This window comes from Streptococcus gallolyticus subsp. gallolyticus DSM 16831 (assembly GCF_002000985.1).
Taxonomy (GTDB): domain Bacteria; phylum Bacillota; class Bacilli; order Lactobacillales; family Streptococcaceae; genus Streptococcus; species Streptococcus gallolyticus.
This window is the reverse complement of sequence record NZ_CP018822.1, coordinates 2032323-2053892: the sequence shown is the minus strand read 5'-3', so window position 1 is coordinate 2053892 and position 21570 is coordinate 2032323. Positions and strand designations below refer to the sequence as shown.

The following is a 21570-nucleotide window of genomic DNA, read 5'->3' as shown; positions in this document are numbered from 1 at the left end:
ATGAAAAAAGTTTTATTGGGATTGGCAGTTTTATTGAGTGCTAGCTTGAGTGTCCGTGTGGAAGCGGCTGATAAAAAAGCAGTTGTCGCAACGACTGGTGACATCAAGCCTTTTTCTTATCAGAATAAGAAAGGGCAGCTAACAGGCTATGACATTCAGGTGATAAAAGCAGCTAGCAAACATATCAACGGTTATAAGATTAGTTTTAAAAAGACGGCTTGGGATTCGATATTTGTTGGTTTGGATAGCGATATTTACCAAGTGGCGGCTAATAATCTATCCTACACGGAAGAACGTGCCAATAAATACCTCTATTCGGTGCCGATTGCTAAAAATCCGTTGGTTCTAGTCGTGAAAAAGGGTTCTAAAATCACTTCTTTGGATGATATTGGCGGTAAGACGACTCAAGATGATACAGGCACATCAACTGCTAAATTTGTTGATGATTGGAATAGTCAGCATAGTGATAACCCGTCAACGATTGACTATTCTGGAGAAGATGTGACCAAGCGTTTGTTGGATTTGGATGATGGGGAATTTGATTATTTGATTTTTGATAAAATCTCAGTTGAAACGATTATTAAACAAAAGAATCTGGATTTGACGGTTATTGAGCTGAATACAGATGATAATCCGAATAACTACATTATCTTTTCAAGTGATAGCAAGCAGCTACAAACAGCTTTTAATAAAGCCGTGAAGAAATTGTATAACAATGGTACTTTGGAAAAATTGAGCCAAAAATATTTAGGTGGTAGCTATTTACCAGAAGCATCAGCATTAGAGGTGAGCAAATGACAGCAGAACTTTATGAAAAATTAACTAAAATTCGTCGTGATATTCATCAACACCCAGAAGTGTCTGAACGTGAATTTAATACGACAGAGTTCCTGAAAAATCATATTTCAAATCTTGGGATTCGCATTGTCGAAACAGGTTTAAAAACAGGATTTATTGCCGAAATTGGACAAGGTGAGCCGATTATTGCGCTTCGAGCTGATATTGATGCTCTGCCGATTCGAGAAGCCAATACGTTTGATTATGCGAGTAAAAACGGTGCAATGCATGCGTGTGGACACGATTTTCACCAAACGAGTTTACTGGGAGCAGCCGAATTATTAAAGGCAAAAGAAGCCGACATCAAGGGAACCATTCGATTGATTTTCCAGCCAGCTGAAGAAGTGGCGACTGGTGCTGATGCGGTGATTGAAGCAGGTGGTATCGAAGGAGTATCTGCAATTATCGGCTATCATAATAACCCTCATCTTAAACCAGGGCAAATTGGCTTGCGCTCTAAAGCGATTATGGCTGCGGTTGAAAAATTTAAGGTTACGGTAACTGGCGTTAGCGGTCATGCTGCGCGTCCAGATTTTGGCATTGATACGATTTTGACTATTACGACCATTGTAAATAATTTGCAGGCGATTATCAGCCGAACGGTTTCGCCATTTGAAGCGGCGGTGCTATCGGTGACACATATTGATGCTGGAACGACATGGAATGTTTTGCCGGACTCAGGCTATTTTGAAGGAACGATTCGATCATTTACACCAGAAAATCGTCAGCATTTGCGCGAGCGATTTACCAAAATTGTGAAAAATACGGCCGAGCAATTTGGCGCACAAGTTACTATCGAGTGGGGAAAAACACCAACGGTGACTTATAACGACGAGACGTTGACACCGCTTATTTTTGAGCATTCAAAACAGTTTGCGGAAGTTTTAGAAGTTGCTCCATTAACAGGAGGAGAAGACTTTGCGACCTACCAAGAACATATTCCAGGCGTTTTTGCCTTGATTGGCAGCAACGGTGATGACAATGCAGCAGATTTGCACCATGATACCTTTACCGTAAAAGATGAAGCCCTACCAACAGCTGTTAATTATTATGTGCAAAATGCTCTGTATCTACTAGACTATTACCGTTCTAAAAAGGATTAGCCGTGTGTGATAAGTTTTATTTATCACTGTGATAGATTTTAAGTATTTGTTAAGTGAGCTTGGTGATGTTAAGATGTAAGCATACCTTTGAAAGGGAGTTTCAAAAATAGGAGACAATTATGACATTAATGAAAAAAATCCTTGGTGTAACAGGTGTTGCACTAGCCTCTACAACCTTTTTAGCAGCTTGTTCATCAAGCTCATCTTCATCATCTAGTTCTTCAGGAAAGGAAGAAGTTGTCTTTGCAACAGTTGGAACAACGGCTCCATTTTCATATGAAGAAGACGGTGAATTGACAGGTTATGATATTGAAGTCGCAAAAGCAGTCTTTAAAGATTCAGATAAATACGAAGTAACATTCAAAAAAACAGAATGGTCTTCAATCTTTACTGGACTTGATTCAGGAAAATATCAAATGGGTGGTAATAACATCAGCTATACTGAAGAACGCTCAGCAAAATACCTCTTCTCATACCCTATCGGTTCAACACCGTCAGTACTTGTCGTGCCAAATGACAGCGATATAACATCTTACGATGATATCGGTGGTCATTCAACACAAGTTGTTCAAGGAACGACAACCGCTGCTCAATTGGAAGAATACAATGAAGAAAATGCAGACAATACTGTTGACATCAATTATACAAATGAAAACATCACTCAAATCTTGACAAATCTAAATGATGGCAAATATGATTTCAAGATTTTTGATGCCCCAACTGTTAATTCTGTCATTAAGAATCAAAGTTTGGATAATTTGAAAACCATTGATTTGGAATCCGAAGAGCAGCCATACATCTATTTCATCTTTGGACAAGACCAAGAAGATTTACAAGAATTTGTTAATAAACGTTTGAAAGAATTGCAAGAAGACGGTACATTGACAGAACTTGCTGGAAAATACCTTGGTGGAGATTACACGCCTTCTGCTGATGATTTGAAAGTTCCAACATCAGATTAAAAAGTGTGGGTTATAGTTTTAAACTATAAGAAAACCTTATTAATAACAATTTGAAACCTAGAATCAAATAGGATAAAATAAAAACACTGATTAAAACGAAAGAGGACATATCTATGAAATTGAAAAAATTATTTGGATTAGCTAGCGTAGCTTTTGCGTCAACAGTCTTGTTGGCAGCATGTGGAAGTTCTTCAAGTTCATCATCTTCTGATGACACAACACTTAAAGTTGGTATCATGACTTTGGATGATGCAACAGAACCACTTTGGGACAAAGTTAAAGAATTGGCAGAAGACAAAGGCGTTAAGATTGAACTTGTTGAATTTACAGATTACAATCAACCAAACGAAGCTCTTCAAAATGGCGAAATTGATGTCAATGCTTTCCAACACAAATATTTCTTGAGCAACTGGAATTCTGAAAATGATGGAACTTTGGTAGAAGTTGCTGATACGCTTCTTAGTCCAATTCGTCTCTTCTCAGGAACTGACAGCGACGGTGATGCAAAATACACTGACGTTAGTGATATTCCAGATAAAGGAACTATTTCAATTCCTAATGACGCTTCAAATGAAAGCCGTGCCCTCTACCTTCTTCAATCTGCAGGTTTGATTGAATTAGACGTTTCTGGTGATGAATTGGCTACAATTAAAAACATTTCATCAAATCCGAAAAACTTAGATATTAAAGAAGTTGATGCTGCTCAAACTGCTTCTACATTGACATCAGTTGATGCTGCAGTTATTAACAACTCTTATGCTCAATCTGCTGATGTTGACTATGACACAACACTTTACAAAGAAGCTGTTGATGAAAACTCAAATCAATGGATTAACGTTATTGCAGCCCAAAAAGGTTGGAAAAAATCAGACAAAGCTGATGCTATCAAAACTTTAGTTTCTGTTTACCAAACAGACGAAGTCGGAAAAATCATCGAAGAAGCTTCAGACGGTGCTGATATTCCTGCATGGGATGGCGCAACAACATCTTCATCATCTTCTGATGACGATTAATATAGCCTATTGAAAATGAAAAATTAGAGGCTGGGATAACTTCCCAGTCTCTAAATCATTATTTCGTATTTTATGGAGAGTTAATAACTTCTAAATTGCTTCTTTGTTGGGAGTGGATTTTAAAATAATTAGCAATATGGTAGAATAGTAACTTGGAGAGTTTTCAAAACTGTGCTACCGATGTGTTTTGAATTTTGAGAGGTAGAAAATGGTAGTAAGTGATAATAATCAGTTGCAGAAGTTTGAAAATGATGACGTTGCTCAATATTATTTTGAGATTTTACGTCAGTTAATTGCTAAAAAATCGATTTTTGCACAGCAGATTGGGTTAGCAGAAGTAGCAAATTATCTAGGCGATATTTTTACTGAAGCTGGTGCTGAAGTGACGATTGATGATACTTGTACGGCGCCGTTTGTTTTGGCACGTTTTAAGAGCAATAGACCTGATGCTCAGACGATTATTTTTTACAACCATTATGATACTGTGCCAGCTGATGATGACCAGCCTTGGTCGTCAAATCCTTTTGAATTAACCGTCCGTGATGGCTACATGTATGGACGTGGTGTTGATGACGATAAAGGGCATATCACAGCACGATTGACAGCCGTTCAGAAGTATCGCCGTGAGTTTGGAGATTTTCCAGTTAACATTATATTTATTATGGAAGGTTCGGAAGAATCAGCTTCTGTGGGTCTTGAAACCTATCTTGAAAAATACGCTGATGAGCTCCGTGGCGCGGATTTATTGGTGTGGGAGCAAGGTATTTCAAATGCCAAAGGTCAGATTGAAATTTCTGGTGGAACAAAAGGTATTGTCACCTTTGATATGATTGTTGATTCTGCTAAGGTTGATATTCATTCGAAATTTGGTGCGGTCATTGAGTCAGCATCATGGTATTTGCTTAATGCGATTGCTAGCCTTCGTGATGAAACTGGTCGCATTTTGGTTGACGGGATTTATGACCAAGTCATTGAGCCAAGTGAGCGTGAGTTGTCACTTATCCTAGAGCATGCCAATCTTGATGCCGATAACCTAAAAACACTATATGGTTTGAATTTGCCAATGTTGACAAGGGATAAGGAAAAGTTAGTTCGAACGCTTTTCTTTGAACCAGCTATCACGATTGAGGGAATTTCAACAGGATATCAAGGTCAAGGTGTCAAAACGATTCTACCAGCTAAAGCTCAGGCTAAAATGGAAGTTCGTTTGGTTCCTGGGCTTGAACCAAAAGATGTTCTTCAGAAGATTGAACAACATTTGCAACAACATGGCTTTGAACAGGTGGAGTTGGTTTACACATTGGGTGAAAAGGCTTATCGTAGTGATATGTCTGCCCCGGCTATTCTCAATGTGATTGAGATTGCAAAGGCATTTTCACCAAATGGTGTTTCAGTTTTGCCGACGACTGCTGGTACTGGACCAATGCACCAATTCTTTGAAGCATTAGAAGTTCCGATTGCTTCTTTTGGTATTGGCAATCCAGACAGCCGTGACCATGCTGGAGATGAAAATGTTAATTTGGCGGATTATTACACCCACATTGAAATGATTGAGGAGTTGATTAAGAGTTATGACAAAACCGATTATTAATTTAGAACATATTGACATTACGTTTTATCAGAAAAAACGTGAGATAGAAGCGGTAAAAGACGTTTCTATTACGATTGACAAAGGTGAAATTTATGGAATCGTTGGTTATTCTGGAGCAGGAAAATCAACCTTAGTTCGTACGATTAACCTATTACAGGCACCAACTTCTGGAAAAATTACGATTGGTGATGATGTGACATTTGACAATGGTAAAGTGCAGTTAAAAGGTGCAGCTTTACGTCAAAAACGTCAAAAAATTGGGATGATTTTCCAACATTTTAATTTAATGGCACAAAAAACAGCGCGCCAAAATGTGGCTTTTGCGCTTCGCCATTCAAAATTATCAAAAGAAGAAAAAGACAAAAAAGTCGCTGATTTGCTTGAATTAGTAGGCTTGTCAGATCGTGCTGAAAATTATCCTGCTCAATTATCAGGTGGGCAAAAACAACGTGTTGCGATTGCGCGTGCTCTTGCCAATGACCCAGAAATCTTGATTTCTGATGAATCAACATCTGCCCTCGATCCTAAAACGACAAAACAAATTTTGGCTTTATTGCAAGATTTGAATCAAAAACTTGGTTTGACTGTGGTTATGATTACGCACGAAATGCAAATTGTCAAAGATATCTGTCACCGTGTTGCTGTTATGCAAAATGGGCACTTGATTGAAGAAGGTTCTGTATTGGACATTTTCTCAAATCCAAAAGAACCATTGACGCAAGAATTTATCAAAACAGCTACTGGTATTGATGAAGCCTTGGTTAAAATTGAAAAGCAAGCTCTTGTGCAACATTTGCCAAAAGACGATTTGCTTGTTCAATTGAAATACGCAGGAACATCAACAGACGAGCCTATTTTAAATCAGATTTACAAACAATTTGAAGTAACAGCGAATATCCTTTATGGAAATATTGAAATTCTAGACGATACACCAGTTGGTGAAATGATTGTTGTCCTATCTGGTGAAGCCGATGCGCTTGCTGCTGCCCAAACAGCTATTCTTGAAGCTGGAATTGAATTAACTGTATTGAAACGAGGTGCTTAAATGATTGAATGGATTGAGACAAATTTACCAAATGTTTACCGCATTGGTTGGGAAGGAACGAATTCTTGGTCAGATGCCTTTTCAGCAACGCTTTATATGACTGGCTGGTCATTTGTGATTGGTGGTATTTTAGGGCTTTTAATGGGATTATTTTTAGTTCTAACTGGACCAAATGGTGTGCTTAGCAATCGTATTGGGTTTAAAATTTTAGATATTTTCACGTCAATTGTTCGTGCCATTCCTTTCATCATTTTGTTGGCTATTTTGAAAGGTTTCACCTATGCTATCGTTGGAACCAACCTAGGTCGAACAGCGGCGCTAATTCCGCTATCAGCAGCAACATTTGCCTTCTATGCTCGTCAGGTTCAAGTTGTCTTTTCGGAAATGGATAGAGGTGTTATTGAAGCCGCACAAGCTTCAGGAGCTACCCTTTGGGATATTATCAAAATTTACCTTAGCGAAGGTTTGCCAGAACTTATCCGCGTCTCAACAGTAACGCTCATCTCACTTATCGGTGAAACAGCTATGGCGGGTGCGATTGGAGCAGGTGGTCTTGGTTATATTGCCATTTACTACGGTTATAACCGCTCAGCAACAGATGTCACTATCGTTGCAACAATCTGTATCCTTATCCTAGTCTTTATTATCCAATTTATCGGAGACTTCCTCACTAAAAAACTAAGTCATAAATAGAAAAAAGCACTTCTGTGAAAACAGAAGTGCTTAATGATTGTTTTGTGCTATTTTATTGTCCATGTCTGTAATGAGACTAGCAAGAGTGATATTCTCGAGAGAAGCTTTAAAATTTTCTTGAACCTCATCAATACGTGGTTGTAAAACGGAGTTCACCACGCGACCAACTGGGCAATTTGGGTTGGTATCATCATTAGCTTTAAAAATAGGCTTGTTTTTATCTTCGACTGCTTGAAAAATATCCCAAAAAGTGAGTTCTTGAGGTGATTTTGTCAAATGCGCTCCGCCAACACCAGCTTCTACCTTTACGAGTTCAGCTTTTTGTAATTTACCCAATAAATTTCGGACAATCACAGGATTGGTCTGGATACTGTTAGCGAGAAAGGTAGATGTCACTTTTTCTTTATTTTCAAAATGATAAATAGCTAATAGGATATGGACAGAAGTCGATAATCGTGCAGAGTAAGGCATTTTTTCTCCTTGTACTAATCTAATTTGTTAAGAGTATTATAGCATATTTTTGTTGTAATTAAAAAACTTACAACTTTTTCAGTTGTAACTGTTGACATTACATCTAAAGAGGAATATACTATAGATGTAGTTGTAACAAAATATATTACAACGAAAAGAAATTATTTATATTTTGGAGGAATCATTATGAAAATTGCAGTAGTTGCCGCAAATGGTAAAGCAGGTCAATTAATCGTTGAAGAAGCGCTTAATCGCGGACATGATGTCACAGCAGTTGTTCGTAGTTCTAATAAATCAAAAGCTCAGAAAGTTATTGAAAAAGACTTATTTGACTTAACAAAAAAAGATTTGGCTGGCTTTGATGTGGTTGTGGATGCTTTTGGGGCTTGGACAGAAGACCAACTTCATCTTCACAGCGATTCACAAAAGCATTTAGCAGATTTGTTGTCAGGAACAGATACACGCTTGATGATTGTTGGTGGTGCAGGAAGTCTTTATGTCAATCCTGAACATACCATGCAATTGGTTGACACACCAGAATTTCCTGCTGTTTTCAAACCATTGGCTAATGCGCAACGTCAATCATTGGCAGAAATTCGTGAACGCAATGATGTCAAATGGACATTTGTTAGCCCAGCAGCAGATTTCCAAGCTGACGGTAAGCGTACAGGGCAATATATTCTTGCTGGTGAAGAATTAACCACAAACGATAAGGGTGAAAGTATTATCAGCTATGCAGACTATGATGCTATTGGCTTTGTTGATGAAATTGAAAATAGCAAACACATCAAAGAACGCATCAGTTTACTTGGAAAATAAGATAGAATAAACCCACCAAACTCATTTGAGCTTGGTGGGTTTTGTTAGTAATCATATTATCTACACTCGTGGTGCTAGTTATTCTCAAGATGAAGACCGAGCATTTTTGTTTTTTTACGAGATAAGGCAAGAACGCACCTCAGCCTCGTTTGTCCGTTAAAATTTGTAAAAACTATTGTGAACAGTGCTGTTATCAAGCATTGCCAGTTGACGGTATATCAAAAACAGAATCTTTGACCTTATTCCAATCTGAGTAAGTCCCGCCAATATTTATGCTTAAACTACCTTTATCACTACTATAATTCAAATCCATGTCAAATCCTTTTAGGTAAAATGTTTTTTTTACAAATCGGATTTCGAAATCTTTCTCCATTTCCGTTTGATCTACACCTGTCAAACTCAGATTTAATTCATCGCTGAAAAGCGAGATCAAGTCAATATTCTGACTACGCAGGCTCAGAACATAGTCATCATCATCCTCTTCAATCGTCAGATCGTCTGACATTTTATAGATAATATCTAAGAAAGAAAAATAGTCAGGATCCAAATCAATCGTTTCCCATTCCCCATTTCGCCACTGACCGTTCTTATCTGACCGCTGATAATAGGTAAAGGAATTATTATCGGTTTGAATGGCAATCACTTCATCATATGAAGTCTGGCTACCAGATGTTTCTTCAAGTTGTGAATTCACTTTGGTTAATTCACCATTATCATACTGCACCTGCGCCAGAAAATCCTGATGAGTGTTTTTAGAGCCCGATTTGAGATCCATCTACATACCAACTGCTACCGAAGTTACCTTATTATTTGCTTTCTTGGCCTTTTTTAATAGCTGCTTGACTGTCAGCTCCTGCTGGGAACTGGATTCTTTCGTTTGTTTTGTCTGTCTATCACTTGTCCCGCAGGCTGTTAAGCAAATTAACGCAAGTAAACAGATAAAACCATAGTAAAGCTTTCTTCTCATAAGTTGACCACCTCCTAATAGGTCTTATTATATCATTTTTTTGAAAGTGTTTTCATTAATTTCTTAAATCTGTTAAAGAACTGTAATAATTAAAAACAAGGTTAGAAAATTCTTATAATAAGTATTTCTAACCTTGTTTTGTTATTTTTAAATTTCGGTCGCTTCACTTTCATTCAGTCTGCGGCCCATTAGATATTAGGCATATGACTAATCTATGCTTTTTTGACTTTTGTGATAAATATGCTAAGAATGAAGCCGACGAGGGCAAAGCTAATCCAACCCATTGAGAATTGTCCAAATGGAACAATTGTTGTGAAGAATTCAACGAGGCTTGTTGGAAGTGTGAATAAGCCAGTCATTGTAGATAATGTTGAAAAGGCATCATAAAGTGCTGGAATGGCGGTGAAACCAATGGTTAAGCGATAAACAATTGGACTATTATTGAAGAATTTAGCAAGGAGTACCAAAAGTACAATCACGACTGTAAGTGGATAAAGAAGGTAAAGAACTGGCAATGACCATTTAATCAACTCAGAAAGACCACCAAAGTAGAAGAATAAGGCAATCAAGGTAAAGATACTTGCCCAAGCAACGTGAGATAGTTTTGGTTGTAGTTTGTGGAAATATTCCGCGCAGGCTGTGATTAGCCCTGTTGCTGTTGTTAAACAAGCAAGGAAAATCGCTGCCGCAAGAACTGCTCGTCCAATGCTTCCAAGATAGAAATAAGCTGCTTGTCCCAGAACATTTCCGCCATCGATAGCAGCGCCATTAAATGTAAATTGTCCGTTAGTAAATGTAAATAAGCTTTGTGATGTTGCGCCGATACGAGCCACAAAAATGTAAATAAGCGCAAGCAATACGGTTGCAATGATACCAGATTTGAAGGTCAAAAGAGCGACTTCTGACTGATTTTTGGCACCGTGTTGTTTACTAGCATCGATAACGATAATGGCAAAAGCAAGGGAAGCAAGAGCGTCCATTGTACCATATCCTTGAATGAGCCCCGCAACAAAAGGCACATCTTTAAAGGCATTACTAATATCATTAGCGGCGTTATAAGCAGTACCAATGTTACCAGCTGGTTTGATAAAGGAAGCAATCACCAAGATCGCAAGAATGATAAGAAGCGCAGGTGTCAAATATTTCCCAATACGGTCAGCAATCTTGCTTGGTTTAATGGCTAAAATGTAAGAAAGACCAAAAAAGAGCAAACCGTAAGCAATTTTTACGCCAATGCTATCACCTAAAATTGGTTGGATCCCAATCGAAAATGACGTAGCACCTGTCCTTGGAATCGCAAAGAAAGGTCCAATTGACAAATAGAGGGCAATTGAAAATAACAAGGCATAATGGCGTGAAACAGGGCGTGCAAAATCCTCGACGTCGCTAGCACCAGAATAAGCAACAGCAACGACTCCAAGCAATGGCAGGGTGACGCCTGTCAAGCAGAAGCCAAGAATAGCCAAGGCTAAGTTACTTCCAGAATATATGCCTAAAAAGGCAGGGTAAATAAGGTTACCCGCTCCAAAAAATAGAGCAAATAACATGAAACCGATAATGACATAAATATTTTTAAATGGTTTCATATGTCCTCCTAATAATGAAAAATGCTTACAATTACTTTTCAATTGAGTAAAATTGTATGACAATTATTATAGCGAACAGAGAAGCTGTCGTCAATAGAAGAAAAGTTCAAAAATTATAAACAAATTCTCATAAAAAACTGACAAGCCGTGTCCTAAAGCTATAAAATGCGCTAAATAATGTCATAAAAAGTATCATCAAAAAATTTAAATTGTGAAAAAATTTGGAAAATAGTGTATTTAAGCGCTGTCATTTAACAAATCTTGTGAGAGGATGTTTGACGAAGTGGCAGTTTTGTATTATTATAAAAAAGTTATTACTATATGAGGAGTTACTATGAGACATTTTATTGGCGTTTGGAATAGAACTAGCCTAATCAAACGCATCATTATCGGAGTTATCCTTGGTTTAATTCTGGGAGTAGCCTTTCCAAAATTATCAGGAATCGGCATTTTGGGAGATTTATTTGTAGGTGGCCTTAAAGCTGTTGCACCATTATTGGTTTTTGTTTTGGTTGCCAATGCTTTATCACAACATGAAAAAGGGCAAAAGACCAATATGTCAACAGTTGTCGGTCTTTACCTTGTTGGGACATTGGCTGCGGCGTTAGTGGCAGTATTAGTTAACTACATTTTCCCGTTGAAATTGACATTAGACAATGTAGCAGAATCGGATTTATCAGCACCAGAAGGGGTAGCAGAAGTTTTCAAAGACCTCTTGCTCAAAGTTGTGGATAACCCTGTTAATGCCATCGCATCTGCTAACTATATCGGAGTGCTAGCGTGGGCGGTTGTCTTTGGGCTTGCAATGCGTAATGCTAGCCAACAAACGAAAGACTTACTACAAACCATGGCAGAAGTAACGTCGCAGGTTGTGCGTTGGATTATTAATTTAGCACCATTTGGTATTTTAGGTTTGGTCTTTAACACCATTTCTGATAATGGTATTGGAATTCTGGCTAATTATGGTTTCTTGATTGTAACTCTAGTTGGAACAATGCTTTTTGTGGCTCTGGTGGTCAATCCATTAATTGCATTTGTGATGATTCGTCAAAATCCTTATCCACTTGTTCTTCGTTGCTTGAAAGAATCTGGTTTGACAGCCTTCTTTACGCGTAGTTCAGCGGCAAATATCCCTGTCAATATGAAACTCTGTGAAGATTTAGGTTTGAATAAAGACACTTATTCGGTATCTATTCCTCTCGGAGCGACAATCAATATGGCTGGCGCAGCGATTACGATTAACGTCCTAACACTTGCTGCGGTTAACACTCTTGGAATTAGTGTTGATTTTCCAACAGCTTTCTTATTGAGTGTGATTTCAGCGGTATCTGCTTGTGGTGCTTCTGGTGTGGCAGGGGGGTCTCTCCTATTGATTCCAGTTGCATGTAGTTTATTTGGCATTTCAAATGATATTGCTATGCAAGTTGTTGGTGTTGGGTTTATTGTTGGTGTTGTCCAAGATTCTTGTGAAACAGCGCTTAACTCATCAACGGACGTTCTTTTTACAGCGGTAGCTGAAAAATCTGTCTGGGGTAAAAACAAAAAAGCAAAACATAGCTAATCACCGTAGCTGGGCAAATTGCTCAGCTATTTTTTATATTAAACCCCTTGCTATAACCTGTATTTATAACTAGTTCAAGAAATAAGCTTCTTTAAATTGAACCTTATTTATGATAAAATAAAACAACATCAAAAAGGAGGAAATATCATTTTGAGCAATCATTTACTTGTTTTACAATCGGATTTTGGTTTGGTTGACGGGGCAGTTGCTGCCATGGTTGGAGTTGCCTTGCAGGAAGAGCCAACTTTAAAAATTCACAATTTAACTCATGATATTACTCCTTATAATATCTTTGAGGCCTCTTATCGCCTTTTTCAAACGGTGGAATATTGGCCAGAAGGAACCACTTTTGTTTCAGTGGTTGATCCAGGAGTTGGTTCAAAGCGAAAAAGTGTTGTTGCTTTAACAGAGAATAACCAGTTTATCGTGACACCTGATAATGGCACTTTAACCTATATCAAAACACATGTTGGTATCAAGGCAGTTCGAGAAATTTCAGAGGTTAAAAATAGACGCAAGAATACAGAGTATTCTTATACATTCCACGGACGTGATGTTTATGCTTATACAGGAGCAAAACTAGCTAGCGGTCATATTTCATTTGAAGAAGTGGGACCAGAATTACCTGTTGAAGCCGTTTTGGAATTGCCTGTCGTTGAGACAGAAATTCTGGAGAATGCTGTGCGTGGGGCAGTTGATATTTTAGATGTTCGTTTTGGGTCATTGTGGACGTCAATTAAACGTGAGGAGTTTTATACGTTATCGCCTGAATTTGGTGACCGTTTTGAAGTGACCATTTTTAATAACGATATGTTGGTTTACCAAAATCAAGTGACTTACGGAAAATCGTTTGCTGATGTGCGGATTGGTCAGCCAATTATCTATATTAATTCACTTTATCGTGTTGGGCTTGCTATCAACCAAGGGTCGTTTGCCAAGGCTTATAATGTTGGAGTTGGGTCTAACTGGCGCATTGAGATTAAAAAATTAGGAGTATCATTATGAAAAATAATTCGATAAAAACCGTTGTTGCGACAGGGATTGGCGCAGCCTTGTTCATTATCATTGGAACTTTGATTAACATTCCAACGCCCATCCCAAATACCAATATTCAATTACAATATGCCGTAATTGCTCTTTTTGCTGTGATTTATGGTCCGACGGTTGGTTTCTTTTCTGGTTTTATTGGACATGCTCTAAAAGATGCCCTTCAATATGGTTCACCTTGGTGGACATGGGTGCTTGTTAGTGGCTTGATTGGCTTGGCTATTGGCTTATTAGCTAAGAAAATCAATATTGAAAAAAGTCCTTTAACTGCAAAAGATTATGTTTGGTTTAATGCCGTACAGATTATTGCTAATGTTGTTGGCTGGGCTTTGATTGCCCCTTACGGTGACATTTTGATTTACAGCGAACCAGCAAGCAAAGTTTTCGCTCAAGGTATTTTATCAGCAGTTATCAACAGTTTGACAATCGCTATTGGTGGCTCGCTTTTGCTTGCCGTGTATTCTAAAACACGCACGCAATCAGGCAGCCTAACCAAAGATTAATACAGAAGTAGAAGCAGGGATTCCCTGCTCTTAATCATTTTTTAGGAGAATAGTCATGAAGCCCTTTATTCAATTTAAGGATTTCACTTTTAAATATGATATTCAAGCAGAACCAACCTTAAAATCTCTCAATTTAACGATTGAAAAAGGACAAAAGGTACTCATCATAGGTCCATCAGGTTCTGGAAAATCAACAATTGGTCACTGTCTTAATGGGATTATCCCTAATATTTACCATGGGGAGAAATCTGGGCAGTTTACGATTGATGGTAAAGAAGCATTTGGCTTGTCTATTTACGACAAGTCTCATTTGGTTTCTACGGTTTTACAAGACCCAGATGGTCAATTTATTGGGTTAACCGTGGCAGAGGACTTGGCTTTTGCGCTTGAAAATGACTGTGTTTCTTTGGAAGAAATGCAAGAAAAAGTTGCTCATTGGGCAAAAAGGCTTGATTTAACAGAGTTTTTAGACAATCGTCCACAAGATTTATCAGGTGGACAAAAACAACGTGTTAGTTTAGCAGGGGTTCTGATTGATGAGAGTCCGATTTTACTTTTTGATGAGCCGCTTGCCAATCTAGACCCAAAATCAGGTCAAGAAACGATTGATTTGATTGACCGTATTCATCATGAAGAAAAGGCGACGACGATTATCATTGAACATCGTTTGGAAGATGTGCTCTATCGTCATGTGGATAAAGTCGTTTTGGTGAATGATGGTCAGATTTTATTTGATGGTCATCCAGATGAGCTATTACGGACAGAGCTTTTGATTCAAAATGGCATTCGCGAGCCACTTTACGTAACGGCTTTGAAAGATTTGGGTGTTGATGTGACATCAATGGAACATCTATCAGACCTAAGTCAAGTTGATTTGACAAATATTGCCGTGACGGCGCCTAGCTCATTTCAAGAAGAAGCGCCGCAAGATAAGCTCTTAACGGTTGAACAACTGCATTTTGCTTATCAAGAGAATCGTCCTATTTTGAAAAATATCAATTTTGAGATTAATCAAGGCGAACGGATTGCCATTGTTGGAAAAAATGGTGCTGGCAAGTCAACTTTGGCAAAAGCTATCTGCCAATTTATCACGCCAGAAGGCGATATTCGTTATCGAGGACAATCGATTATGACGGATTCTATCAAAGAGCGTGCTGAAAAAATCGGTTATGTTCTTCAAAATCCAAATCAGATGATTAGTCAGACGATGATTTTTGATGAGGTGGCGCTTGGGCTTCGTTTGCGTGAAGTAGATGAGCAAGACGTTGAAAAACGCGTGTTGGAAACGTTAAAAGTTTGTGGTTTGTATGAATTCCGAAAATGGCCTATTTCTGCGCTGTCTTTTGGTCAGAAAAAACGAGTGACAATTGCTTCGGTTCTGGTAATGAATCCTGAAATCATTCTTTTAGATGAACCGACAGCAGGTCAAGATAAGCGAAATTATACTGAAATCATGAATTTCCTTAATCAGCTCAATAAGGCAGGGCACACTATTATCATGATAACGCATGATATGCAGTTGATGTTGGAGTATTCTGATCGCAGTATTGTAGTGAGCAACGGTGAAATCATTGCGGATTGTTCGCCAGTGGCATTATTCAATCAAAATGCTATCCTAGAAAAAGCTAACTTGAAAAAGACTAGCTTGTTTGAATTAGCAGAAAAATTAGCAGTTGACCCAATTGCCCTGACGCATTATTACATTGAAAAAGAGGGAGGTATTCATGGCTAGTCATCTTATTGGTTATCAGAGTGGTCGTGGTTTCCTTTATCAATTGTCAGGTGCCAGCAAATTAATTTTCTTTGTTTTGGTATCGATTGCTTGTATGACAACCTATGATACGCGTTTGATAGCAGCGATTGGAATTGCTTCCCTTGTTTTGTTTAAAATAGCAGGCATTCGTTGGCAGCAAGTCTCTTTTGTCGTCAAATTTATTGGCTTTTTTGCTCTTTTAAATGTGGTCATGGTGTATTTGTTTGCACCGAATTATGGTGAAACAATTTACGGAACTAAGACTATTTTGCTACAAGGCTATGGGCGATTTTATCTTACCAGTCAAGAATTATTTTACCTGTTTAACCTTGCTTTGAAATATTTTTGCACGGTTCCGTTGGCTGTCTTATTTCTTATGACAACGCAGCCAAGTCAATTTGCTTCAAGTTTGAATCAAATCGGTGTACCTTATAAAGTTGCCTATGCAGTTAGTTTGACGCTACGCTATATTCCTGACGTGCAAGAAGAATTTTACATGATTCGAATGTCACAAGAAGCGCGTGGACTGGAACTATCACAAAAAGAAAAACTAATGAAACGTATCAAAGGAAATCTACAAATTGTCATTCCCTTGATTTTCAGCTCACTTGAGCGAATTGATACGGTGTCAACAGCTATGGAGCTACGTCGTTTTGGAAAAAATAAAAAGCGTACTTGGTACACTTATCAAAAATTTACAACAGCGGATTTGCTGACCATTGCGATTGCTGTTTTACTAGTTATCATTAGTTTGTGGCTTTTCCACCTTAACCAAGGACGTTTTTACAATCCTTGGCATTAAAAAAGCGTATAAACCAGAACAATTAGCTGTTCAACGGTTTATACGTTTTTTCTTATTTCAAATAACCAAGATAATCAAATTTTTCAAACGTATTGTCATTTGCAATGGCAACGACTTCAGTATTGGCTTCAAAAGCTTGGTTGGGATTGATATGGGTATCAAGACTTGACGTTGATTTTTTACGAATACCGATTAAATTCAGGTCGTATTTGTGTCGAAGGTCCAGCTGAACCAGACTTTTTCCAACCCAAGAATCAGGAATAGAAAATTCAATCATAGCAATATTATCCTCAATGTGAATAATATTTTCAATATGGTGGCGAAGCATATTTGAAGCAACTCTTTTTCCAGAGTCGCGTTCTGGTGTGATAACTTTAGTCGCCCCAATGCCGTAAAGCACCTCTTCATAAGTCGCATTTTTGGCTTTGGCAAGAATGGTTTTTACTCCTAATTTTTTACAGTGCATAATGGCAAGAACTGAAGATTCTAAGGTATTTCCAGTTGCAATCACAACAACATCACATTGCGCAATGCCGACGGCTTTTAAAAATTCAATCTCTGTAATATCACCAACAGCTGCCTTAGTTGCCATATCAGCCACATCTTGAACGAGATTTTCATGTCTATCTAAAGCAATGACCTCTTGCTCGAATTTACTTAATTCTTCAACAACAGTACGTCCAAAAATTCCTAATCCAAGAACTCCAAAAATCTTTTTTGTCATAATAATTTCCTCTAACCAACATTAATATTTGTTTGTGCGTAGCGAATATCTTTTTCTTTCTTTTGCAAAAGACTAAGCAGGACAGTAATCGGTCCAACACGTCCGATAAACATAAGTGCCATGATGACAAATCGCCCTGCTTGCGATAATTTAGGCGTTAAATCCATGGAAACGCCAACCGTAGCAATCGCAGAAATGGCTTCAAACAGCAAAGCTAGCGGGTCATGATTCGGTTCAAATTCCAAAAGTAACAGATAGCCGATGATTAAAATAGTAAAGAAAAAGATTAGCACGGTCAGTGTTTGTTTTATCGCTTTATTGGCAATAACGCGGTGGCGGAAAGTGACTTCATTTTGCCCTGCAAGTTCGGATTTGAAAAGCAAGAAGGCAATTGCGACTGTTGTCACCTTAACACCGCCAGCCGTACCACCAGGAGCACCACCGATAATCATTTGAATCATATAAAGAATATTTGTCGCTGAATGCGTATCAAGATAAGAAATCGTTGCAAATCCAGCCGTCCTCATGGTTACTGATTGGAAAAAGCAGACCATGATTTGCTGAAAAATGGTGTAGTGCCCAATTGTCTTAGCATTTTTAAATTCGATTAGCCACGTCAATGCTGTTCCAAGCAGTAAAAGAATTCCCGTTGTGGCAAGCACTAAGCGTGTCTGATTGCTTAATGAGCGAGAAAATGCAGAAAAGCGATAAGGTTTGTCTTTGATAAAGTGTTTGATAGCTTTTTTCAAATCCATCCAAACAGCAAACCCGATTCCACCAGATACGATTGCGGCAGCAATTGCCACATTAACCAAGGGATTCAGAACGAATTGTTTAAGGCTAGCATCGCCAAAATTATCAAACCCAGCATTACAAAAAGCAGAGACAGCAAGAAAAATGGCATTAAAAATACCGTGCCACAAGCCAAAACGTGGAATAAAATCAAAGAGCAATACAATAGCAACCAAGGACTCGATGATAAAAGTAATTTTGTAAGCATGAAAAAGGTAATGCCTAAGGTCATTGTTATTGTCATAGCTAAGCGCTGATTGCAGCAAACTTTGCTCTGATAAATTCATGCGACGACGTAAAAGGTAGGTACTGATTGCAATTAAAGTAACCAATCCTAGTCCGCCAATTTGCATGAGACACATTGCAATCACTTGACCAAGTCCATTATAAACACTTGCGACAGGAACGACTGATAATCCCGTCACACAAACCATTGAAACCACATTGAACAAGTGGTCAAGGTAAGTAGTGCTAGGAGCGTCGGCATAGTGAACTATCGGAAGTGAGAGTAACAAACTCCCAATAAAAATGACGATGACAAAACTAAACGTTAACCGTCGCGTACTCGTTAAAGATTTAAAAATGCTATTCAAAGAGTATTCCTCCTAAACTCCAAAACGGTTTTCAAAGCCTTCTAAAAGAGCCTTACGGCTCATAACATATTAAAGAGGTTTTTTATTTGGCATCCCAGCCTTACGTGGGTATTTATTTGGTGTCTCTTTTTTCTTTTCAAGAATTGTGATTTGGCGACTATCGCCATTTGGCAATTCATAATGATAATTGTCTATGAGTTTTGAAAAAAGAATTGTCATGGCATTTTTGGCATCTGCCAATTCTTCTTCGGCAGCGGAAGCTTTAAGAGCAATTAATTGCCCACCAACTTTTAAAAATGGGATTGTCAATTCGGTCAAGACTTGGAGACGAGCAACAGCTCGTGCTGTTACAATATCATAGCTTGCGCGGAAATGCTTATCTTGACCAAAATCTTCAGCACGTCCATGGTAAAAATGAACTCCCTCTAAGCCAAGTTCATCTGCCAATAAATTAAGAAAATTAATACGCTTATTTAGCGAATCAATGATAGTAACATCAATATCAGGGCATAAAATCTTGATAGGAATACTTGGAAAACCAGCTCCAGCTCCAATATCTAGCAAACGAATCGCTTGATTTGTTATTTTTCCTTGAAGAACAGGAGCAATAGAATCATAAAAATGTTTCAAATAAACCCCCTCTTCATCCGTAATAGCCGTCAAATTAATCTTTTGATTCCATTCAACCAAAAGCTCAAAATAACGTTCAAATTGCTTTTTTTGTGTATCTGTCAACTCAAAACCTTGTTGACTAAGTTTCTTATAAAATTCTTCAGGTGTCATGATTATCAGTAAAGAAAGCATTAGCAGCCTGCAAAACACAAACCACCACAACTTTCTCTAATATCCTTTCAATTCCAATATACGTCATCTTATTTTACCATAAAATCCCACCCAATAACATTCTTAGAAATGGTTATAACACCCGAAAAACTATTTTTCCTCCAACTTCCTATGTAATCACTTTAAGAATTGAAAGAAAATTGATATAATAAGCCTAGAAAGTATATTTTTATCTATTTATTTTAGTAGTTTATCAAAAGCTTTTGTGTAGCGGTAGGTTACAAAAAGCAACTGATTTTGGAAGGGTATGTCATACCTAAGGAGGAATTTATGATTTTTGTTATTATCGCTATTATTGTTGTTTTAGTGCTTTGGATTATTGCTGTCTATAATGGTCTTGTTAAAAGTCGTATGCAAACTAAGGAATCTTGGAGTCAAATTGATGTGCAACTCAAACGTCGTAATGACCTCATTCCGAATCTGATTGAGACTGTAAAAGGCTACGCAGCTTATGAAGAAAAAACATTTGCTAAGATTACAGAATTACGCAGTCAAGTTGCCCAAGCAGAAACACCAGCAGAAGCAATGCACGCGTCAAATGCTCTTACTAAACAACTTTCAAGCTTGATTGCTGTTGCTGAAAATTATCCTGAACTTAAAGCTAATAACAGCTTTATCAAGTTGCAAGATGAATTGACAAATACAGAAAACAAAATTTCTTATTCACGTCAATTGTTCAATACAACAACAGCAAATTATAATGTTAAATTAGAAACTTTCCCAAGTAATATCATCGCAGGTATGTTTGGCTTTAAACCAAGCCAATTCTTGGAAACACCTGAAGATGAAAAAGAAACACCAAAAGTATCATTTGACTTCTAAAAAATGGTGTTTTGAGAAGTTGTTTTAAAGCAACCTTTAATAAAGAAAGGAATAAAATGGAAGGTCTCTTGAAATGGTTGGTGACTTTAACAACTCAAAGAGACTTTCTATTTTCTTAATAAAATCATGTTATACGATCAAATTTCTAGTAACAAGCGAAGAACGGTTGTTTTGATTCTTGTTTTCTTCTTGATTTTGTCAGCTATTGGTGCCGCAGTTGGCTATCTTTGGTTAGATAGTCTAGAATTCGGTGTGGTTATCGCCTTAATCATTGGTGGAATCTATGCTGCTAGTATGATTTTTCAATCTACAAATGTTGTCATGTCAATGAACAATGCGCGTGAAGTCAGCGAGGAAGAAGCCCCTGAACTTTATCATATTGTAGAAGATATGGCAATGGTGGCACAAATTCCAATGCCGCGCGTGTTTATCGTTGAAGATGATTCTTTAAATGCGTTTGCGACAGGTTCAAGTCCTGAAAATGCTGCCGTCGCAGCCACCACAGGATTGTTAGCTGTGATGAATCGCGAAGAATTGGAAGGTGTTATCGGACACGAAGTTAGTCATATTCGTAATTACGATATCCGCATTTCTACCATTGCTGTAGCCTTAGCCAGCGCAGTGACTTTGATTGCTAGTATCGGTAGCCGCATGATGTGGTTTGGCGGAGGTGGCAATCGTCGCCGTTCGAATAACCGTGATGAGGGTGGTCTTGGTATTTTGATGTTGCTCTTTTCGATTTTATCGTTAATTTTAGCACCACTTGCCGCAACTCTTGTTCAATTAGCCATTTCACGGCAACGTGAATACCTTGCTGATGCCAGTTCTGTTGAACTCACTCGCAACCCTGAAGGAATGATTAAAGCACTTCAAAAACTGGAGCAATCTTCTCCAATGCACCATCCTGTTGATGAAGCAAGTGCGGCACTATATATTAATGACCCTATCAAAAAAGAAGAAAGAACAACATCATTGTTCAATACACACCCATCTATTTCGGATCGTATTGAGCGTCTTCGTCAAATGTAAGTATTTTTCTCCTT

At 38.0% G+C, this 21570-nt stretch carries 22 protein-coding genes; 15 read left to right on the top strand and 7 right to left on the bottom strand.

What is annotated here, in order from left to right; translation table 11 throughout:
* The 7 genes from BTR42_RS10185 (at nucleotide 1) to BTR42_RS10155 (ending at nucleotide 7244) form a co-directional block, all read left to right on the top strand.
* Complete coding sequence (locus tag BTR42_RS10185) at nucleotides 1-798, top strand: amino acid ABC transporter substrate-binding protein (protein WP_077497580.1); 798 nt, start codon at nucleotides 1-3, stop codon at nucleotides 796-798.
* On the top strand, nucleotides 795-1940 hold the full coding sequence (locus BTR42_RS10180) for an amidohydrolase (protein ID WP_077497578.1): 1146 nt from the start codon (nucleotides 795-797) through the stop codon (nucleotides 1938-1940). The genes BTR42_RS10185 and BTR42_RS10180 overlap by 4 nt, the downstream gene beginning before the upstream one ends.
* 119 nt (nucleotides 1941-2059) lie before the next feature.
* Nucleotides 2060-2902 carry an amino acid ABC transporter substrate-binding protein gene (locus BTR42_RS10175; RefSeq protein WP_077497575.1) on the top strand — a complete coding sequence of 281 codons (843 nt, stop codon included), beginning with the start codon at nucleotides 2060-2062 and terminating at the stop codon, nucleotides 2900-2902.
* Between the two features lie 113 nt (nucleotides 2903-3015).
* Nucleotides 3016-3915, top strand: a complete 900-nt coding sequence (locus BTR42_RS10170) for a MetQ/NlpA family ABC transporter substrate-binding protein (protein WP_012962430.1) — start codon at nucleotides 3016-3018, stop codon at nucleotides 3913-3915.
* Between the two features lie 208 nt (nucleotides 3916-4123).
* On the top strand, nucleotides 4124-5506 hold the full coding sequence (locus BTR42_RS10165; RefSeq protein WP_077497572.1) for a M20/M25/M40 family metallo-hydrolase: 1383 nt from the start codon (nucleotides 4124-4126) through the stop codon (nucleotides 5504-5506).
* Nucleotides 5487-6551, top strand: coding sequence for a methionine ABC transporter ATP-binding protein (locus BTR42_RS10160; protein ID WP_012962428.1), 1065 nt, complete (start codon nucleotides 5487-5489; stop codon nucleotides 6549-6551). Before BTR42_RS10165 ends, BTR42_RS10160 begins: the two co-directional genes overlap by 20 nt.
* Nucleotides 6552-7244 carry a methionine ABC transporter permease gene (locus tag BTR42_RS10155; RefSeq protein WP_003066216.1) on the top strand — a complete coding sequence of 231 codons (693 nt, stop codon included), beginning with the start codon at nucleotides 6552-6554 and terminating at the stop codon, nucleotides 7242-7244.
* 30 nt (nucleotides 7245-7274) lie between these two features.
* Here BTR42_RS10155 and BTR42_RS10150 read toward each other — a convergent pair whose 3' ends face one another.
* Nucleotides 7275-7715 (bottom strand): Rrf2 family transcriptional regulator, encoded by a 441-nt coding sequence (locus BTR42_RS10150; protein ID WP_077497569.1) that lies wholly within the window; start codon nucleotides 7713-7715, stop codon nucleotides 7275-7277.
* 186 nt (nucleotides 7716-7901) lie between these two features.
* Between BTR42_RS10150 and BTR42_RS10145 the strand changes: the two genes are divergently transcribed.
* Nucleotides 7902-8534, top strand: coding sequence for an NAD(P)-dependent oxidoreductase (locus BTR42_RS10145; RefSeq protein ID WP_077497566.1), 633 nt, complete (start codon nucleotides 7902-7904; stop codon nucleotides 8532-8534).
* Between the two features lie 193 nt (nucleotides 8535-8727).
* Here BTR42_RS10145 and BTR42_RS10140 read toward each other — a convergent pair whose 3' ends face one another.
* From BTR42_RS10140 to brnQ, 3 genes are all read right to left on the bottom strand, one after another.
* Nucleotides 8728-9309 (bottom strand): DUF6612 family protein, encoded by a 582-nt coding sequence (locus BTR42_RS10140; RefSeq protein ID WP_077497564.1) that lies wholly within the window; start codon nucleotides 9307-9309, stop codon nucleotides 8728-8730.
* Nucleotides 9310-9501 carry a hypothetical protein gene (locus BTR42_RS10135; RefSeq protein ID WP_077497562.1) on the bottom strand — a complete coding sequence of 64 codons (192 nt, stop codon included), beginning with the start codon at nucleotides 9499-9501 and terminating at the stop codon, nucleotides 9310-9312.
* 212 nt (nucleotides 9502-9713) lie between these two features.
* Nucleotides 9714-11087, bottom strand: coding sequence for a branched-chain amino acid transport system II carrier protein (brnQ, locus tag BTR42_RS10130; protein ID WP_012962426.1), 1374 nt, complete (start codon nucleotides 11085-11087; stop codon nucleotides 9714-9716).
* A gap of 334 nt (nucleotides 11088-11421) precedes the next feature.
* On the opposite strand from brnQ, the gene sstT reads away from it, so the two are divergent.
* The 5 genes from sstT to BTR42_RS10105 all read left to right on the top strand — a co-directional run bounded on the left by sstT (nucleotide 11422) and on the right by BTR42_RS10105 (nucleotide 16753).
* The gene (sstT, locus tag BTR42_RS10125) at nucleotides 11422-12648 is read left to right on the top strand and encodes a serine/threonine transporter SstT (RefSeq protein ID WP_013643374.1); all 1227 of its coding nucleotides are present in this window, start codon (nucleotides 11422-11424) and stop codon (nucleotides 12646-12648) included.
* 150 nt (nucleotides 12649-12798) lie between these two features.
* Nucleotides 12799-13653, top strand: a complete 855-nt coding sequence (locus BTR42_RS10120) for an SAM hydrolase/SAM-dependent halogenase family protein (protein WP_013643373.1) — start codon at nucleotides 12799-12801, stop codon at nucleotides 13651-13653.
* Nucleotides 13650-14198 (top strand): ECF-type riboflavin transporter substrate-binding protein, encoded by a 549-nt coding sequence (locus tag BTR42_RS10115; RefSeq protein ID WP_012962423.1) that lies wholly within the window; start codon nucleotides 13650-13652, stop codon nucleotides 14196-14198. The genes BTR42_RS10120 and BTR42_RS10115 overlap by 4 nt, the downstream gene beginning before the upstream one ends.
* 55 nt (nucleotides 14199-14253) lie before the next feature.
* Entirely contained in the window at nucleotides 14254-15930 is a 1677-nt protein-coding gene (locus BTR42_RS10110) for an ABC transporter ATP-binding protein (RefSeq protein ID WP_077497560.1), read from the top strand.
* Nucleotides 15923-16753, top strand: a complete 831-nt coding sequence (locus BTR42_RS10105; RefSeq protein WP_077497558.1) for an energy-coupling factor transporter transmembrane component T family protein — start codon at nucleotides 15923-15925, stop codon at nucleotides 16751-16753. Before BTR42_RS10110 ends, BTR42_RS10105 begins: the two co-directional genes overlap by 8 nt.
* A 52-nt stretch (nucleotides 16754-16805) precedes the next feature.
* On the opposite strand, the gene ktrA is transcribed toward BTR42_RS10105, so the two are convergent.
* The 3 genes from ktrA to rsmG form a co-directional block, all read right to left on the bottom strand.
* Nucleotides 16806-17477, bottom strand: a complete 672-nt coding sequence (gene ktrA, locus BTR42_RS10100; protein ID WP_012962420.1) for a potassium uptake transporter gating subunit KtrA — start codon at nucleotides 17475-17477, stop codon at nucleotides 16806-16808.
* Between the two features lie 11 nt (nucleotides 17478-17488).
* Nucleotides 17489-18862, bottom strand: a complete 1374-nt coding sequence (locus BTR42_RS10095; RefSeq protein ID WP_013643370.1) for a TrkH family potassium uptake protein — start codon at nucleotides 18860-18862, stop codon at nucleotides 17489-17491.
* 69 nt (nucleotides 18863-18931) lie between these two features.
* A complete protein-coding gene (gene rsmG / locus BTR42_RS10090) occupies nucleotides 18932-19645 on the bottom strand; it encodes a 16S rRNA (guanine(527)-N(7))-methyltransferase RsmG (protein ID WP_043913877.1) in 714 nt (237 codons plus the stop codon).
* A gap of 330 nt (nucleotides 19646-19975) precedes the next feature.
* On the opposite strand from rsmG, the gene BTR42_RS10085 reads away from it, so the two are divergent.
* Both BTR42_RS10085 and htpX read left to right on the top strand, forming a co-directional pair.
* Complete coding sequence (locus tag BTR42_RS10085) at nucleotides 19976-20527, top strand: LemA family protein (RefSeq protein ID WP_012962418.1); 552 nt, start codon at nucleotides 19976-19978, stop codon at nucleotides 20525-20527.
* Nucleotides 20528-20653: 126 nt separating this feature from the next.
* Nucleotides 20654-21556, top strand: coding sequence for a zinc metalloprotease HtpX (htpX, locus tag BTR42_RS10080; RefSeq protein WP_009854824.1), 903 nt, complete (start codon nucleotides 20654-20656; stop codon nucleotides 21554-21556).
* Nucleotides 21557-21570 lie beyond the last annotated feature (14 nt).